The sequence below is a fragment of the Herbiconiux dendrobii genome (assembly GCF_052048175.1).
GTDB lineage: Bacteria > Actinomycetota > Actinomycetes > Actinomycetales > Microbacteriaceae > Herbiconiux.
The window spans coordinates 1-15413 of sequence record NZ_JBLZQV010000010.1; the positions used below are offsets into that span (position 1 = coordinate 1).

Annotated in this window: 17 protein-coding genes and 2 pseudogenes; 11 read left to right on the forward strand and 8 right to left on the reverse strand. The window is 64.7% G+C overall.

Annotation, left to right across the window (positions count from 1 at the left end; translation table 11 throughout):
• The coding region (locus ACN4JJ_RS19855; RefSeq protein ID WP_440711633.1) for a polysaccharide deacetylase family protein at positions 1-1546 on the reverse strand (1546 nt) is incomplete at its 3' end.
• Between the two features lie 404 nt (positions 1547-1950).
• Between ACN4JJ_RS19855 and ACN4JJ_RS19860 the strand changes: the two genes are divergently transcribed.
• From ACN4JJ_RS19860 to ACN4JJ_RS19870, 3 genes are read left to right on the forward strand one after another with little or no spacing between them, the layout of a single operon-like run.
• Positions 1951-2316: an ArsR/SmtB family transcription factor gene (locus tag ACN4JJ_RS19860; RefSeq protein WP_440711634.1), complete on the forward strand. Its 366-nt coding sequence runs from the start codon at positions 1951-1953 to the stop codon at positions 2314-2316.
• Entirely contained in the window at positions 2313-3329 is a 1017-nt protein-coding gene (locus ACN4JJ_RS19865; protein ID WP_440711635.1) for a cation diffusion facilitator family transporter, read from the forward strand. Before ACN4JJ_RS19860 ends, ACN4JJ_RS19865 begins: the two co-directional genes overlap by 4 nt.
• 30 nt (positions 3330-3359) lie before the next feature.
• Positions 3360-3692: a hypothetical protein gene (locus ACN4JJ_RS19870; protein WP_440711636.1), complete on the forward strand. Its 333-nt coding sequence runs from the start codon at positions 3360-3362 to the stop codon at positions 3690-3692.
• A gap of 49 nt (positions 3693-3741) precedes the next feature.
• Here ACN4JJ_RS19870 and ACN4JJ_RS19875 read toward each other — a convergent pair whose 3' ends face one another.
• Positions 3742-3894 carry a hypothetical protein gene (locus ACN4JJ_RS19875; RefSeq protein ID WP_440711637.1) on the reverse strand — a complete coding sequence of 51 codons (153 nt, stop codon included), beginning with the start codon at positions 3892-3894 and terminating at the stop codon, positions 3742-3744.
• A gap of 158 nt (positions 3895-4052) precedes the next feature.
• On the opposite strand from ACN4JJ_RS19875, the gene ACN4JJ_RS19880 reads away from it, so the two are divergent.
• Complete coding sequence (locus ACN4JJ_RS19880; RefSeq protein ID WP_440711638.1) at positions 4053-4259, forward strand: hypothetical protein; 207 nt, start codon at positions 4053-4055, stop codon at positions 4257-4259.
• Positions 4260-4352: 93 nt separating this feature from the next.
• On the opposite strand, the gene ACN4JJ_RS19885 is transcribed toward ACN4JJ_RS19880, so the two are convergent.
• Both ACN4JJ_RS19885 and ACN4JJ_RS19890 read right to left on the reverse strand, forming a co-directional pair.
• Positions 4353-4826: a hypothetical protein gene (locus ACN4JJ_RS19885; RefSeq protein WP_440711639.1), complete on the reverse strand. Its 474-nt coding sequence runs from the start codon at positions 4824-4826 to the stop codon at positions 4353-4355.
• A gap of 101 nt (positions 4827-4927) precedes the next feature.
• Positions 4928-5569, reverse strand: a complete 642-nt coding sequence (locus ACN4JJ_RS19890; protein ID WP_440711640.1) for a hypothetical protein — start codon at positions 5567-5569, stop codon at positions 4928-4930.
• A gap of 148 nt (positions 5570-5717) precedes the next feature.
• Here ACN4JJ_RS19890 and ACN4JJ_RS19895 point away from each other — a divergent pair, with 148 nt between their 5' ends.
• From ACN4JJ_RS19895 to ACN4JJ_RS19910, 4 genes are all read left to right on the forward strand, one after another.
• The gene (locus tag ACN4JJ_RS19895; protein WP_440711641.1) at positions 5718-5951 is read left to right on the forward strand and encodes a hypothetical protein; all 234 of its coding nucleotides are present in this window, start codon (positions 5718-5720) and stop codon (positions 5949-5951) included.
• A 178-nt stretch (positions 5952-6129) separates the two neighbouring features.
• Entirely contained in the window at positions 6130-7275 is a 1146-nt protein-coding gene (locus tag ACN4JJ_RS19900; RefSeq protein ID WP_440711642.1) for a hypothetical protein, read from the forward strand.
• A gap of 667 nt (positions 7276-7942) precedes the next feature.
• On the forward strand, positions 7943-8647 hold the full coding sequence (locus tag ACN4JJ_RS19905; protein WP_440711643.1) for a hypothetical protein: 705 nt from the start codon (positions 7943-7945) through the stop codon (positions 8645-8647).
• 53 nt (positions 8648-8700) lie between these two features.
• Entirely contained in the window at positions 8701-10578 is a 1878-nt protein-coding gene (locus tag ACN4JJ_RS19910; protein ID WP_440711644.1) for a type IV secretory system conjugative DNA transfer family protein, read from the forward strand.
• 133 nt (positions 10579-10711) lie between these two features.
• On the opposite strand, the gene merA is transcribed toward ACN4JJ_RS19910, so the two are convergent.
• A complete protein-coding gene (gene merA, locus ACN4JJ_RS19915; protein WP_071044826.1) occupies positions 10712-12088 on the reverse strand; it encodes a mercury(II) reductase in 1377 nt (458 codons plus the stop codon).
• Between the two features lie 99 nt (positions 12089-12187).
• Between merA and ACN4JJ_RS19920 the strand changes: the two genes are divergently transcribed.
• Positions 12188-12577 carry a heavy metal-responsive transcriptional regulator gene (locus tag ACN4JJ_RS19920; RefSeq protein ID WP_054682943.1) on the forward strand — a complete coding sequence of 130 codons (390 nt, stop codon included), beginning with the start codon at positions 12188-12190 and terminating at the stop codon, positions 12575-12577.
• A 14-nt stretch (positions 12578-12591) separates the two neighbouring features.
• Here the strand turns inward: ACN4JJ_RS19920 and ACN4JJ_RS19925 are convergent.
• The 3 genes and pseudogenes from ACN4JJ_RS19925 to ACN4JJ_RS19935 all read right to left on the reverse strand — a co-directional run.
• Positions 12592-13047: pseudogene (locus tag ACN4JJ_RS19925) on the reverse strand (ATP-binding protein); the annotation flags it as partial.
• Positions 13045-13653: pseudogene (locus tag ACN4JJ_RS19930) on the reverse strand (transposase); the annotation flags it as partial. The pseudogenes ACN4JJ_RS19930 and ACN4JJ_RS19925, both read right to left, overlap by 3 nt.
• A 56-nt stretch (positions 13654-13709) precedes the next feature.
• A complete protein-coding gene (locus ACN4JJ_RS19935; protein WP_440711645.1) occupies positions 13710-14531 on the reverse strand; it encodes a hypothetical protein in 822 nt (273 codons plus the stop codon).
• 126 nt (positions 14532-14657) lie between these two features.
• Here ACN4JJ_RS19935 and ACN4JJ_RS19940 point away from each other — a divergent pair, with 126 nt between their 5' ends.
• Both ACN4JJ_RS19940 and nrdH read left to right on the forward strand, forming a co-directional pair.
• Positions 14658-14951, forward strand: coding sequence for a hypothetical protein (locus tag ACN4JJ_RS19940; protein WP_440711646.1), 294 nt, complete (start codon positions 14658-14660; stop codon positions 14949-14951).
• A 217-nt stretch (positions 14952-15168) separates the two neighbouring features.
• Complete coding sequence (gene nrdH / locus ACN4JJ_RS19945) at positions 15169-15411, forward strand: glutaredoxin-like protein NrdH (RefSeq protein ID WP_440711647.1); 243 nt, start codon at positions 15169-15171, stop codon at positions 15409-15411.
• Positions 15412-15413 lie beyond the last annotated feature (2 nt).

Genomic DNA, 15413 nt, shown 5'->3' on the forward strand with positions numbered 1-15413 from the left:
CGAATCGATCGGCGCCACCGATTCGGGTTGTTGTGATGCTAGCGGCGGCGACAGCGCCCGTGGGTGCCGAAACAACGCTGAGCGTCTCGTATCCCGGCTTCGTACCTGTGGCGGTGAACGTCAGCGTCTTCCCGACGTCGGCGGGGAGCGGCGAGTAGGTGAGATTGTTGGCTCCGGTGATAGCGACGCCATCGGCCTTCCACTGATACGTCATGGAGACTGGTTGCGGCGCCCACGGTGCAATTGTCGCTGTAAGAGTTTGGCCGACCTGTGCACTTCCGGCGACAGTGGGCGCAGCCGGACTCAGCGCGAGCAGGGGGGCGCCGTTGCTGTTGTAGATGGCGTAGTCGTCGGTCACAAGCTCGCCGTTTGCCGCGAGGTTGAGCCCGAAGCTGATGCCCGTGACGTCGGCAGGAATAGGCGGAGTCGTGTACTCAACCTGCGTGTAGGTCGATGCCGGGAGATAGAGCGGTCCGGACGTCCAGTACGTCCATACACCGAGGGTATTTCGCGTGTAGATAGCGAACTGGGTGTTTGCGGTGGACGTGTAGAACGCGCGGAGAGAATACGTCGCCCCGGGCGTCACGGACGGTGCGCAGCCCGATTCATCGAAAAGGGCGAGGAGCTTGGCGTCACCATTGACATAGTTCGTCACTGTGACCTTGGCCGCTGCAGCCCCTGTATGGCCCGGCGTGACCGTTGTGAAGGTGGCCGTGTTGGTACCAAAGCTCGAGCCCCACCAGCACTGCGGGATATTCGCAGCCGCCCCGGGGGTCTCGAGCCCAGGGTTTTGGGTGCCATTTTCTCCTGGCCCGGGTGGGGGTGCGAGAGCGGGGCCAGGGACGACGGGCTTCATTGGCCCACCGATTACGGCGTTCACCGTTTGAACGGTGCCGTTTCCGCCGGCTTGCCACGCCGCGAGCCAGGTCGTGAATTCATCGAATAGTGCTGGCGACATGGTCGGATCGTCAGGACCGTTCTCGCAGCCGTCACAGACGTGATGAAAGGTAAGTTGCACCCAGCCGCCACCGTTATTCTGAGCGTCGGTCACGCGGGCCTGCAAGTCGGCTAGCGTTGAACTTCGTTCTACCTGGTCGGCTGCGCGTGTGAGAAGCGAGTCCGCGGGCGGAATAGTTTCGGCGAAGTCACAATCTGGGCATCCGCCTGTTGGACCTGTCCTCAGATCGCCGAGTCCTCGAGCGCTGTTGTAACCGCATTCGCCAGCCGCTGCTTCAACGGAAGCATTCACGGCGGCAAACGGATATGCGAAGCTGGTCACGGCAAAGCCCCAGTTCACCAGGTTGACCCGGTCGTTACAGATTTCCCGTTTCACGTCGTCGCTGGATAGCGTCGGCAAGTTTTGATGGTGCACAGTGTGTCCACCGATTTCATGTCCCGCGGCCGCGATCGTGTTCAAGTTCGCCAAAGTCATATAGTTCGGCTGTCCGATGTAGCCCGATGGCACGTAAAAGGTGCCTTTGAGCCCCTTTGCGTCAAGGGTGGCCGCCGCCGCTAGCTGGTCGGCGTTGCCATCGTCAAAGGTCAACGACACCACAGTGTGTCCAGCTGCCTGGGTGGGCGCGGCAGTTCCCCCCACCACGATGATGAATGAGCCTAAGAGCCCGATCAGAACGGGCAGGACTGCTCGGCGAAGCCAGATTGTCCCTGTGTCGTGCAGAAATGTAGTTGGCATCGGGTCCCCACTATGAATTCGGTATGGCTCGCACGGGGAGTTCTATCCGCCCCTCTTTCCGCGAAAGTTAGCATCGACCCCCCGATCCGGCCGACTGTATTACCCGCACGATTCGTGGTGCGGTAAACCGCACGCGCCCTTGCCCCACAACGCTCATCCGCTGCTACGAGCACGATTCCAGACTGTCTGTTGCGAGTTCATGCGATGTCAGTTGTCGGCAAACCGGTCAACAGAAAGGGTTATGCAATAATCTGCATATGCATGCGGATAAGCAGATGTGCGGGCGTGACCCGGATAGTCAGTTCGTCGAACTCGCGGTGGAAGTCTTCACGATGCTCGCGGATGCGACCCGCGTGCGACTGATTCTCGCCCTCCGGGAGGGGGAGCGTTCCGTCAACGAGCTGGCAGAGATTGTCGACAAGTCTCCTGCGGCCGTTTCCCAACACCTTGCCAAACTTCGTCTGGCGAGGTTCGTGGCCACTCGGCAAGAAGGAACGCGGGTGTTCTACCGGCTGGAGAACGAGCACGCCAGTCGGCTGGTATCGGATGCCATCTTCCAAGCTGAGCACTCTCTTGGCTGCGCTCCCCGCCACCACCACGTGCAAGGCGGGGCGGCCGAGTGAGTGCGCCCCACGCCCACCACGACCACGATGAACGAGAGCCCCACGACCACGACGGGCATCCGCATTCGCATCCGACGGGTGTCAAGGGCATCCTCTACGGCCTGTTCGTGCCGCACAGCCACGACGCAGCCGACTCGATCGACGACGCGCTCGAGGCGAGCAACCAGGGCGTCCGTGCGCTGAAGATCAGCCTGTTCGTGCTGCTCGCCACTACAATTCTGCAGCTCGTCGTTGTCGTGATCAGCGGATCGGTCGCTCTGTTGGCCGACACGATCCACAACTTCTCCGACGCCCTCACCGCTGTGCCGCTCTGGATCGCGTTCGTTCTCGGCCGACGCGTAGCCACCAAGCACTACACCTACGGGTTCGGCAGAGCGGAGGACCTCGCGGGCCTTTTCATCATCGCCGTGGTTGCTCTTTCCGCGATCGTCGCCGCGTACCAGTCGATCGAGCGCTTCTTCAACCCCCAACCGCTGCACAACCTGTGGTGGGTCATCGCCGCCGGATTCATCGGGTTCGCCGGCAACGAGATCGTCGCGGTCTACCGCATTCGTGTGGGGCAGAAAATCGGCTCCGCCGCGCTGGTCGCAGACGGCGTGCACGCCCGAATCGACGGATTCACCTCCCTGGCCGTGGTTATCGGCGGGTTCGGTGTCATACTCGGTTTCCCTCTTGCCGATCCGATTGTGGGCCTGGTCATCTCCGTGGCGATCATTGTTTTGCTCGGAGGCACTGTCCGCAGCATCGGCCGGCGGCTCATGGACGGCATCGAACCCGAACTCGTCGACCGGGCACGACACACGATCGAACACACCACCGGGGTTCTCGCCGTACCATCGCTGCAGCTGCGCTGGGTCGGTCACCGGTTGCAAGGCGCAGTCACGGTGGCCGTGGCCGACATGCCAGTCTCAGCCGCCGAGACGATCGCACACGAGGTGAAGCACGAGCTCTCGCACGCGCTTCCAAACCTGGATCACATCGCCATCACAACGACAGTGGCCCGTGGCGGCTGATTACGTCATTGCGTTCGCTACGGTTTCCGTATGGCCACGATTACGCCGGAGTTCATCGAAGAACAAATCGGCTACCTCCGCACCGACCACGAGTTCTATATCGCATACGACGAGTTCCACGGGGATGAAAGCGACCTGCCCGAGTTGCGTTCCCAGCTCCGCGACGCAGCGAAAGCAGCGGGCATGCGTGTCCACACCCGCGTCTACGAAGACGACGCCGTGTGGGTGTACGACCCGGATTGGAACCCTACTCCGGAGGAGCGAGAGGCAATCCATCGAGAGCAGGCGGAATCGGCGATCGCACGACACCGCGCCGTACAGGAGACGGCCCCGCCTGCCAGTCACCTCCACGCCCTCAACTGACCGAACGCTGGCTCAAGCGCCGGTCGGTCGGTAATGGCGGTCGCGCCGGTTAGTCGAGCGTCCAGAAGACGCAGATCGTTGCAACGAGGGGGATAGCAAGCCAAGCTGGGCCTGCGAAGCGCACCAGGGGCGTGGAGATCCAGAAAGGCGTCGCCAGCAGGCGTTCGGGAACGGTTGAGGGCGACGTAGTGGTTTTCAGCATGCATCCAGTTTACTCACAGCTAGAGCTCAGCTCTACTTTTACGATGTGGACGTTGACGGCGTGAGTATTGCGACGATGCCGCCAGCACCGGCACAGTTGGCCCTATGCCGCGCTTCGTCCCTCTGCCAGACAGGGACGGTCCTGCCGGCAGTGCGCGGATGTGGATCAATCCCGAGCACATCGTGTCGCTCGTTCCGAAAGTCCACCGGGACGGCACCCATCACATCCTGCGGGTAGAAATCAAGCTCGTGGGCATGCCGGCCTTCGACGCCTGGCTGGGGCAATTCGACTCCGGGACGGATGCCGATGCGCGCTGGGGGGAGTTCCTGCGCGACCTCGACAACCAGGAGCCTGCGGAGAGCTAATCCGCCGCTATTGACATAACGCACGTTATCCGCGGTTCAAAAGCATGTGTAACAAACACTTTGAATGACTCGTGACTTGGCCTAGTTGGGCGGTTACGGCAACCAGTATGTGGCCGAGGTGGGCATCTCGTCACGGTCATCGACCCAGACCACGTGCACCTGGTTCACGGGGAGGGTGAGGCGTTCGCTGATCCCAAATGTGAGCGTTTGGCCTGGTGGCAGTTCGACAGGCACGCCGGTGCTCACTAGGTTCTTCACCGGCTCGGGATAGCCGGCGACGGTAAGCGATCGTGCCGCGACCGTGCCTAGGTTTTTGATCCAGCCGGTGGTGCGATCGGCGGAACGACCCACCTCAAAAAAGGCGGCGGGCTCGGGTGGAGCTGCGAGTCTTTCGAGGACGACGGCCACACGTTCGTCGGCGTCGGCCGACCGCGTGAGCGCTGCTGCTGCGTCTCGCTTTGCGATGTCTGCATTCTTGCTGGCGGTTCTTGCCACGAAGAATCCAATCGCGCCGCCCAGCAGACCGAGCACCCCGATGATGCTGCTGACTAGTTCCCCTGCGGTCATTTCAAACCCTTCGTGAGGCGGGTGGCGGTCCCTGTTCAGGAACTCGAGTTGACACCTAAGCGTCAATCCGGCGTAGTTGATCCGGCGGGCCGGCCACATCGCTAGGTGATCTTGGTGGGTGGCGGTAGTCGATCGAGTCTGTTCCCGAGTGTCATAACGCGTTGCTGGCGGATGCTCTTCACCCAGGCGCGGGAGGAGAACCAGAGCCAAATCGTAGGCCGAGTCCATTGCCCGATCGCCCACAGGGATGCGGTGGTTTGAACCCGACGCAGACGGCGACGATAGCGACGTTCGGCCTTCTCGAAGCCCTTCGGTAATCCGAAGAGGGAGGGATCGTCGGACGAGGATTTCCACCACTGATTGAGCGCTTGGTACTCCCCCAGCAGGTTCCACATCCAGTTTTCAAGCCATCGTTGGGCGATCGCACTTCGGCCGGGCTGCAACAGCATCAGCTCAACGGATTCCGCCAGGGCGGGGTTGATGGTGTGCATGTTGAACTCGTGCTTTCGGTACGCGGTCGGAGGGACGAGGCGCATGAAGCCAGGCTCTGGCCCATCCGTGGGATAAGGCGCGTCTCCGATCCCGAATACGGATTGCAGCTTGTCCTGGACCCATCGGCGGCGCGCTTCTAGTGCGCGATCGCCACGATTGATGAGGCGCAGCACGATCGGGCCGATGATGCTTCCCACGATGCCGGAGAGGCCACCAACCACGATGGCCGTGAGCAGATTGTCGCCCTCCACGTAGATCCCCCCGAATCCGTCGTAGCTCTTACTTCGCGTGTGAGTGAGATGCCAGATTAGCCCTTGGGCAAGGGTTAATCGTGGTGGCCGCTCGACACGCCCCGGACAATCCCCGCTTTAACCCTTGGGGCAGGGTTAAGTCTTTCTCATGGCTCCCAGACGACGCCCCCGCGGGACACTGATCGATCCCGTCAGCATGGGCTACGAAGTTGAGCGCGCGTCCAAGGCGAGGTTCGATGCCGTGGCTGAGCGTGCCGGTGTCTCCTCGGCCGTGCTGTTCGAGCGCATGGTCGACCATCTGGAACTCACAGACCAGGGTCTGCCGATCTGGTGGCCCGAAGAACTGCCGCGCGATGGGGAGTTGCCTATCGACTCGGCTTAACGAGAGAGGCCCGCCAGAGGCGGGCCCGAAGCTCTGGCTCCCTACCTCGCTACTTGTTTGGCGACAGATCGAGGTGAGGAGCAATCCCAGTTCAAAAACCCGGTAGAGCCGGGAGGCTCTTCCGCGTCTTCAAGGAGACGAGTCGATCGTACCTCACGTGGGACTTGGAGTCCCTTCTTTGCGCGCGAACACGCCCATCGGCGTGTCGGATCGCTTCAACGACCCGATTTCGGGGCCACAGGATGCCCCAGGATCGACGATCTCGAAGCGGTCGGGCTCTTGGAGCCTGGAAGCTCCCCCGGGGGCCTATGCGGCCGTGCCGGCCTGGACGAGCGCCGCCGCCTGGTTCGATGCGGTGATGGATGCTCTGCGGACCCCAGAAGGTGAGGAGCTACGCCGGGCGGTGTCGATCGCGCCGGACACGCTGCTGAGGATCGCGCACGCCGACATGCTCGCGGCCGACGCCGATACCGGCCGCGGTGTGAGCACCGCGCACGAGACGGTGGCCGAGGTGACGGGGGTGTGCAAGAAGACCGTGCAGCGTGCCCGTGGGCTGCTGGAAGCGCTCGGGCTGGCGGTGTCGATCGTGGAGGGCCGCTACCTCACCGTGGCCGAGCGGGAGGCCGCTGAGAGCGCCCACGGTGGCCGGCAGATCAAGGCCGCATCCGTGCGTGCGCTCACGATGCCAAAACGGTGGGCTGTTGAAAATGTCCATCTACCCCGTAGGGGTGACCTTGGTGTTAAAGCTCCTGATCTAGAAGTTAAACCAACGCGCGCAAGCGCGCGCGAGTCGGCCGCTCCGCGACCTCCAGCAGCGAAGAAGAGAACACACCGCCAGGGCGCCCCGAAGTCTGGACAGCCGAGGTCGATCGGGGTGCAGCGCTTTGCGGCGGGGCTCGTGGCGAGGATGCGGTGGTTGGCCGATGGCCGGCACATCGGCCAGGTGTGCGCGATGCTGGAGCGCTGCGACGTCGACCCCGACAGGTGGACGATCGACGCGTTCATGGATGCCCTCGCCCGCGGCAACAAACGGGCCGGCCTGACGGTGGCAGAGCCTGGTGGTCAGCGTGATCCGGTGGCGTATCTGGGCTGGCAAATCCGGAACGCGATCGACCCGGCCGAGCCGACGCCGGCCGAGGAAGCTCAGCTCCGCGCACTCCAGGCTCGGGCCGAGCTGGAGGCCCGCCGGCGTGAGCGGGAGGCCGAGGAGGCCCGATGGGCGAGCCGCGACCAGGCCGCGATCGACGAGGCGATCGCAGCGATGCACGAGCAGCAGCGAACGTGGGAACGCGCCCGCCGGCAGTCGAGAGGAGCAGCCCAATGACCACCCAAGCTTTCATCTCAGTTACAAGGTTGCCAGCAGGCGAGCTGCACCGGGCGCCGATGCCGCGGCCGGATGCCAGGGGTGGTGACCCGATGCGTCGACGTCGAGGTGAGGCCGTAACGCCAGTGCCGGCGCTACGTCGATGCCGAAGCGAGCGGTGCGGTGAGGGGTTTGCATCCGGCGTCGTAGCGCCTATCGTGCAGGGAACGGCTTCTGAATGCCGAGTCCGCGCCTGACCACGCCGGCCACACACCCCCAGCAGGGCGGTTCGTAAACCTATTCACCGAGCGCGAATAGGTTGGCGAACGGTTAGACCCTGTTTTCCCCCACCACTCCACCACCCCCGGGCTACGCCCGCCTCCCAACCTCCCCCAACTCAGCGATTCAGATTTGATGGAGGTTGGGAAGTAAAGGGGTGGTGGAGTGGTGGGGGAAAACAGAGAGAAAGAGAGAAGAGAAAGTGATGGTGAATAGGTAGTGGTGGGGATGGTGGAGTAGTCGATTCTTGGTGCGGTGAAGGTGGACCGATGAGGGCCGTGAGCTGATGCTGGAACGAGAGTGAGGCGCGGTTGTGATTTCGGGATGTGACTCATTTAAGGGGGTGTTTGGTCTAGCGGTTGTCGTGGGTGCAACGTAGGGTCGAATTGAAAGGCTCTAGGGGGTGCGCATGCGGTTGACCGAGCGGGACGAGCAGATGTTGGCCTGGCTGGACGTCGTTCGGCTGTGCGATATGGACGCGATCAGGTTCGCGCTCGGTGGGCTCTCGGGGGCGGGTGAGCCGGTGAGTCTGCGGAAGGCGCAGCAGTGGGTCGCGCGGCTCGCGGAGGTCGGTCTGGTCGACCGGCAGCGGCTCACGTTCCGGGATGGGTCGATCGTGTGGGCGACGCATCAGGCGACCGGCAAAGCGGCGCCGAACCTCTACCGGCAGACGACGCGGCACGAGATCGTGGTGGCGTCGGCCTCGGCCCGGTTCTTGTGTCGCGGGTACGCATGGGAGCGTGACCGGAAGCCGGCGAACCGGAACGATCACCAGGCCGATGGTGTCGCCGTGCGCGGCGAGGTGCGCGAGCTGGTCGAGGTGGAGCTGACGCCGAAGACGGGTGCCCGGTACGGGAAGATCATCGACGATCACGCCCGCCGGCTGGAGCGCGAGGGCTTCGCGCGGGTGATCTATTTCGGCACCCCGGCGGCGCTGCGCGCGGCCGGCGCCGACGAGCACACGAGAGCGCTCGGATCGCTGCGCACCCGGTTCGTGTGGCAGCCGATTCTGGATGCCCGAGGGCAGTGGCCGAAGGACGACGACGCGGCCTGGCAGGCGATCGCGGATCAGGCCGTGGCCGTCGAGCTGGAAGGTGCCCGCTCGAGCCGTTGACACCTAGGTGTCAACGCCCGGCGCACCGATGAGGCAGTGAAGGGGATACGAGGATGAGCAACCCGCAACAACCCGACCAGACCCCGGGCGACCCCGGGGGTGACGCGCTCACGGCGGTCGTCGCGCTCGCTTTCAAAGTGGTGCTCGCGCTCGTGCTGCTGCCGCTGCTGATCCCGGTCGTCGTCGTCGCGGTATCGGGCGAGATCGTGGCGACCAAGACCCGGTTCTGGATCGTCTCGCCCTGGCGATGGGTGCTCAACACCGCCGGCGTGCTCGCCGTCGTCGCACTCCTCACGGTCGAGGTGCTGATGCTCGTCGGCTGGGTCAGCTCCGGCCAAGCCGAGGCATTCCGCACCTCCCCCGACTGGGGCGACCAGATTCTCCCGACGTTCCTGCCGTGGGCGATCGCCAACCTCGCATCCGGTGTGCTCCTGATCCCCGTCGCCCTCTCGGCGCACCGGCGCCGGATCGCGCGCCGCGTGCGCACGCGGCGGATTTCTGACGTGCTGCGGCAGACCCAGATCGAGCAAGCGCGGAAGCGGGCCGCGGATGCGACCGCGGCCCGCCGGGTCGGCGTGCAGCTCGACGCCGAAACCGGCGCCATCGCCCACACCTCCGAGAAAGCTCTCACCGCTCCCCTGGCCGGCCCCCACGGCCGGCAGGGGTTCGGGTTCGTGTCGCGGGCGACCGTGAAGAACCTCGCGGAACGGTTCTACGACGTGCGCCGCGTGCGCGACTGGACCGACGAGGAGGGCAAGCTGATGATGCTCCCCCCCGACGCCGCATCCGTCCGAGCGCTGCTGATCGCAGAGTCAGGCACCGGCAAAACGGTGCTGCTGTCCGACCTGATGCTGTGCGCCCTGATGTACGGATGGCCGGTGGTGTTCATCGACGCGAAGGGCGACCCCGCCGACGCCGAAAAGCTCCAGGCGATCGCCCGATCCTTTGGGCGCACCGCCGAGGTCGGCGGCCCGTGGAACCTGTTCACCGGCACCGCCGACCAGGTGACGTCGAAGCTCATGCGGCTCATGCCGCCCCCGGATGGTGCGAACCAGTATTACCTCAACGAAATCCGGGGCGTGCTCCAGGTCGTGCAGGCGGCGTCCCCGTTGACGAGTGTGGAGGATCTCCGGGAACGCCTCACCCGGCCGGAGAACTTCATCGACGATCGCGTCGACCTCGGCATCGTGCTTCACAAGGTCGACCGCGACGGCACCACCGCGGGCGAGCGCGCCCTCTCCAGCCTGCTCGTGGAGCTGCGCCCCTTGCAGCAGTGGATCGGCCCCGACGGCTGGTCCTACGGCGATCCCCAAGCCGACCTGAGAATCGTGCCGCTCTCCCCCATCAACGACACCCAGGCGCGGCTCGGTGACCTGCTTCTGCTCGACCTCCGCAACTACCTCTCCACCCGGCTCGAACGCCGCGACAAAACGCCCACGCTCGTGGTCGTCGACGAGTTCCCCCAGCTCGTCACCGGAACCACCGACCCCGGCGACACCGCCACGAGCCTGTTCGAGACGGCCCGCAGCGCCGGCATGGGCCTCATCCTCGCCGCCCAGTCCGTCGCCGGCCTCTCCCGCGACGAAATCTCCCGCCGCCGCGCCCTCTCCAGCGGCGCCGCACTCATCTTCGGGCGCTCCAAAGACCCCGAAGACGTCGTGCAATACGCCGGCACCATCATGCAGATGGAAGCCTCCGGCGCCGCCACCGGCGAGGAGCTGCGCTCCGGCCGCGCCCAACACACTTTCCTCGTCCCGCCCCAAGACGTCCGCGAAGCCGCCGACGGGGCGTTCTGGATTATCCAGGCCGGCGGGATCGCCCCTTTCCGCGCGCTCCCCACCCGGCGAGCTGCGGCCACTCCCCCGGCCATCGAACCCGACAACCTTGACGACCCCCAGGCGACCGAAGAGTCGGAGGTCAGAAGCTCCTAGCTTGAATGGTGAGAGGGCTTTGGATTGAAGGGGTTGCTATCTTCGTTGACTTTGTCAACCTGATTTGGCCCCGGGGTGACGGTTTGAAGTGGCCCCGTCGTGGCGGCGGGTCGATGTGGGTGGCTGTCTGTTGTCAGGCGCAGCAGGAAGTGGGGAGTTCGTTGCGGAAGAGGTTCGCAGTGAGGCGGATGCCTTCGGCCATGGTGAGGTACGGGGCCCAGGTGTCGGCGAGTTGGGTGACGGTGAATCCGGCTTTGATGGCGTAGGTCGCGGCGAGCATCATCTCGCCGGCGGTGTCGGCGAGGGCGTGGACTCCGAGGACTTTGCCGGTGTCGGCGTCGGCGACGATCTTGATGCCGCCGCGGGTGTTGTGGTTGGCGATGGCTCTGGGCACGTCGGCCAGTCGCAGGTATCGGCAGGCGCATCTGTATCCGGCGGCGATGGCTTCGGCTTCGGTGATCCCGGCCGAGGCGAGTTGGGGTGAGGTGAACAGGACGGAGGGCAACCCGGTGTAGTCGACCTGCTCAGAGTGACCGAGGGCGTTGTGTGCGGCGATCTTCCCGGTCCTCGCGGCGACGTACACGTACTGGGGCACGTCGGTGACGTCGCCGGCGGCGAACACCGCCGGGTTCGTGGTCCGCTGTTGTTCGTCGACAATGATGAAGCCGCGGGTGTCGGTCGCGATGCCCGCAGTGGCGAGGCCGAGCCCGTCGGTGCGGGGGGTGCGGCCGGTGGCGACGAGGACGCGTTCACCGGTAGCTACTTTCCCGGTGCGGGTGAGGACTCGGACCAGGTCGTCGTGTGGGGTGATCGTTGCGGCGCGGTCGCCTATGACGGTGATTCCGTCGGTCAGGAAGGCTTTGCGGAGCTCGGAGGAGAGTTCTGGTTCGGCGTGCGGGGCGAGCCGGCCGATGATGGTGACCTCGACCCCGAGCCGGGCGAACAGCTGGGCCTGTTCGAGGCCGACGAATCCGCCGCCGATCACCACGAGCGAAGCGGGCAGCTCGGTGAGTTCCATCGCCGTGGTCGACGTGAGGTAATCGATCTGCTCGAGGCCGGGGATCGTTGGGATGGTCGGTTCGGCGCCGGTGGCGATGAGATACGACTTGGCGCGAACCGGTCGTCCATCGACGAGCAGTGTTGAGGGATCGGTGAATGTTGCGGTGCCGGGGAGGATGTCGAACCCGTAGGCGGCGGCGATGTCGGCGTACTTGGTCTGGCGGAGCATGCCGACCAGCTCATCCTTCTGCTGCACGAGCGCGCCGAGGTCGACGGCCCCAGCGGAGGTGGCGGCGCCGGGGAACGGGTTCGTGAGCGCGGCGTGGCGGGTGTGCGCGGCCGCGAGGAGTGTCTTGGAGGGCACGCAACCCACGTTCACGCAGGTGCCACCGAGCGTGCCCGATTCGATGGCGACCACGCTCGCCCCCTCGAGTCGGGCGTGGATCGCCGCGGACATCGCCGCGCCGCCCGTCCCGACCACCGCAAGATCGAACTCGTTGTGCTGAGTCATGATGCCTCCTCGGGTGGACCGGGCCGCACGTGCGGCCCTATGCGACAGAATGGACCTTCAAGCATGCTTGAAGGTCAAACTGACGGTGGAGGTGTCACGATGCGGATCGGAGAACTCGCGGAGAAGGCGAGGACGAGACCGTCGACGCTGCGGTACTACGAGGAGCGCGGGCTGCTGCAACCGCCGGAGCGCACCCCGGCCGGGTACCGCAGCTATGGTGACGAGACGGTGCAGCGGCTCGAGTTCATCGATCGGGCTCGCGCGGCGGGGCTCACCCTTGCGCAGACCGCGGAGATCCTCGATGTTCGCGACACGGGTGGTTCGCCGTGCGCTCACGTGCTGGATCTCCTTGACCGCCGGCTCGTGGAGATTGATGAGCAGCTCGAGCAGCTGCGCGCCCTACGAGGGAGCATCGTCGAGCTTCGGGCGCACGCGACGGCAACGGCGTCCGAAGCCTGCACGCCGGAGTCCATCTGCCGCTACCTCTGATGACTTTCGGATCGCTACTGCCGCTGACGGGTGTGGTTGAGGCGGTACGAGGTGGTGCCGGTTTCGATGATGGTGCCGTTGAACGTGAGCCGGTCGACGATTGCCGCACACAGGCGCGGGTCAGTGAAGGTCTTCGTCCACCCGCTGAACGACTCGTTGGATGCGATCGCGACGGAGTTCTTCTCTTCCCGCTCTGTGAGGACCTGGAACAGGAGTTCGGCGCCGCGTCGGTCGAGTTCCATGTAGCCGAGCTCGTCGATCAGGAGCAGGTCAACGCGTCCGTACCGGTTGATGGTGCGGGTGAGTTGTTTCTCGTCGGCGGCTTCAACGAGCTCGTTCACGAGCTTCGTCGCCAGGGTGTACCGGACGCGGAAGCCCTTCTCTGCAGCGGCGGTGCCGAGGCCGATGAGGAGATGCGACTTCCCGGTGCCGGAGTCCCCGATCAGACACAGCGGATCGCCGCGGCGGATCCCACCTATCTCGTCGAACGCGTCGATATGTCCTTCCAGGAACGCTTCCTGCGATTGCGTCGAGTACACCCGGTGCACCGCCTTCCCCGAGTGCGAGAGCCGGAACGTGAACATGTGGCACTTCGTTTTCACCCCGCCAAGGATCACCCAGACCTCGCCGAAATCGACTTCGGCTTCCTCACCAGGTGCGTGTTCCTGTGGGACGAACACCTCGACGCGGCGCCCGGCTGCGGCATCGATCTGGGCACGACGTACGCGCACGTAGTCGCGGACCGTCGAGTACGACAGTCCCGCCGCTTCGTGCTCGTCGACCAGCCGCGCGAGAACCCTTGTCGCCGTGTGCCGCTGCTTACGAGGCGCGTCCAGATCCTGAGTGAGCATCGCGTCGATCACCGCCTTGTACGGCCCCAGCCGTGGAGACATCCGTGACGGTATCTTCCGCGGCGGCGGAATTGGCGACGCCAAGGCCTGCCGCACCGTGCGACGGTGGACCCCGAACCTGTCTGCCAACGCGCGCACCGATAGCCCGTCGACGCGCGAGGCACGGCGGATATCCGCGAACAATTCCACTTTCGACCCCTGCCGGGCCCGCTCATCCTGAAGCAACACGAAACACACGCTCAGGTGGGGCCAGATCAAACCGTCAGAACCGCCCCGGCAAGTCAGAAAGTGGGGCCACTCCTAGCCGTCACTCCGGGGCCAAAACAGACTGACAGAGCCACTTCGTACTTCGCATATCGGTTAGTGCCGCGCTTTCGCATCGCTCGTGACCAGCGGCTCGGATATGCGACTACCGCCATGACGAGCCCAAATCCGGAGATCATGAGCAGGAAAAGCGCTGCCACGTAGCTACCGACAAACTGCCGCACTTCATCGGAGTTCGCGATGCCCGCGGTGATGATCGATGCAAATAGAGCTATTCCGGCCAACGCTGCAATCCCGCCGCCGATGCGGCTTGTGAGACTCGATCGTCGGTCTTCCCGTTGCTCGGCCGCCGCCGCGGAGTGAAGCTTCATGTCCACCAGGGCGTGACTCGCGGTTACCTTCATGACGCCATCACTCAGAAACGTCCACTGGCCGCGAAAGTCCTTCTTCATCAGGCCTGGCTTGATCAGAATCGCGTCTGACTCGACCGCTCCCGAAACCGTTGAACCTCGGGTAACTGCCTCGTCGACGTCGCCGAGGATGTCGCGGTCGAACTGAAAGCGAATCGGTGTTCCGGCGTCGAATGTCGCTGACGCGATATCGTTCCGGCCCGTTGACCACAGGTAGAGCACCGCCTGATAGGGGTCATCGACCACGTTTCCGTCGATTGATACGACGACTGATTTTGGACGATTCGACGTAACGATCGGTGTGCTGGCCAGTTCGTACCAAAGCTCGTTCTTCGGAAAACGCGAGCGACGTCGCAACCAGGTGATGAGAGTGACAATCGGCGCGCCGACGCCAACGATCCATCCGATGATCTCCAGCTCCGGCCCCATTGTGCGCCCCCCTTGCCTCCTGCCGATCGTAGCTGCGGCGGTGCCGTCCTGAATCGACGCCTTCAATCACTCGAACATATGTTCTAATCTGGCGGCATGGGAAGCAATCGCCGGTACGGGTCAGACATGACCGACAAGGCGATCAACGCGTTCCTGGTGCGCCCCGCCCCGCTCTCGCTCTCGGAGGAAGAGAAGAAGTCCACCGGCGACGCCGTCGAGCAGCCGGCGGCCGAGGAAGCGCCACGGGTGCGCGCGTGGGTGCGCTACCCCGAGTGGACGGTGCAGGTCACCGGGACGGTGCTTGCCTACAACGACCGGATGGTGCTCGTCGAGTGGGAAACCCAAGGCGGCGCCATCCATCAGGCGTGGGTCTGGCGCTCCGCGGTGACGATCCCGAAGCCGCGCCGGCAGGGCAAATAGGCCGGCCGTGAACGGCCACTGATGCTTTCCCGCTGCGCTCGGCCCCTCTCTGGCCAAACCCTCGCTCACACGGTAGTTCGCTCCCGGCGCTCCGTTCCGGAGTCCTCGAACGCGCCCCTGGAGGGGCTTATTTCGCCCGAGAACCCCGGCACTACGCGCCTCCCGCTCACTGCCATGCAAGTGAGGGTTCGGCCCGAGAAAAAGTTTGGAGAACACCATGACCATCACCACCACGAAGACCGTCACCGTCTACAGCCGCCCCGGCTGTGTGCAGTGCACCGCGACGTACCGGGCGCTCGATCGGAAGGGCATCGACTACACGCCGGTGAACGTCGACCAGACCCCCGGCGCCGACGAGCTGCTGCGCGAACTCGGCTATCAGCAGCTCCCCGTCGTGATCGTCACCGGCACCTGGGACGGCTGGTCCGGATTCCGACCCGACTGCATCGACGCACTCTGAAA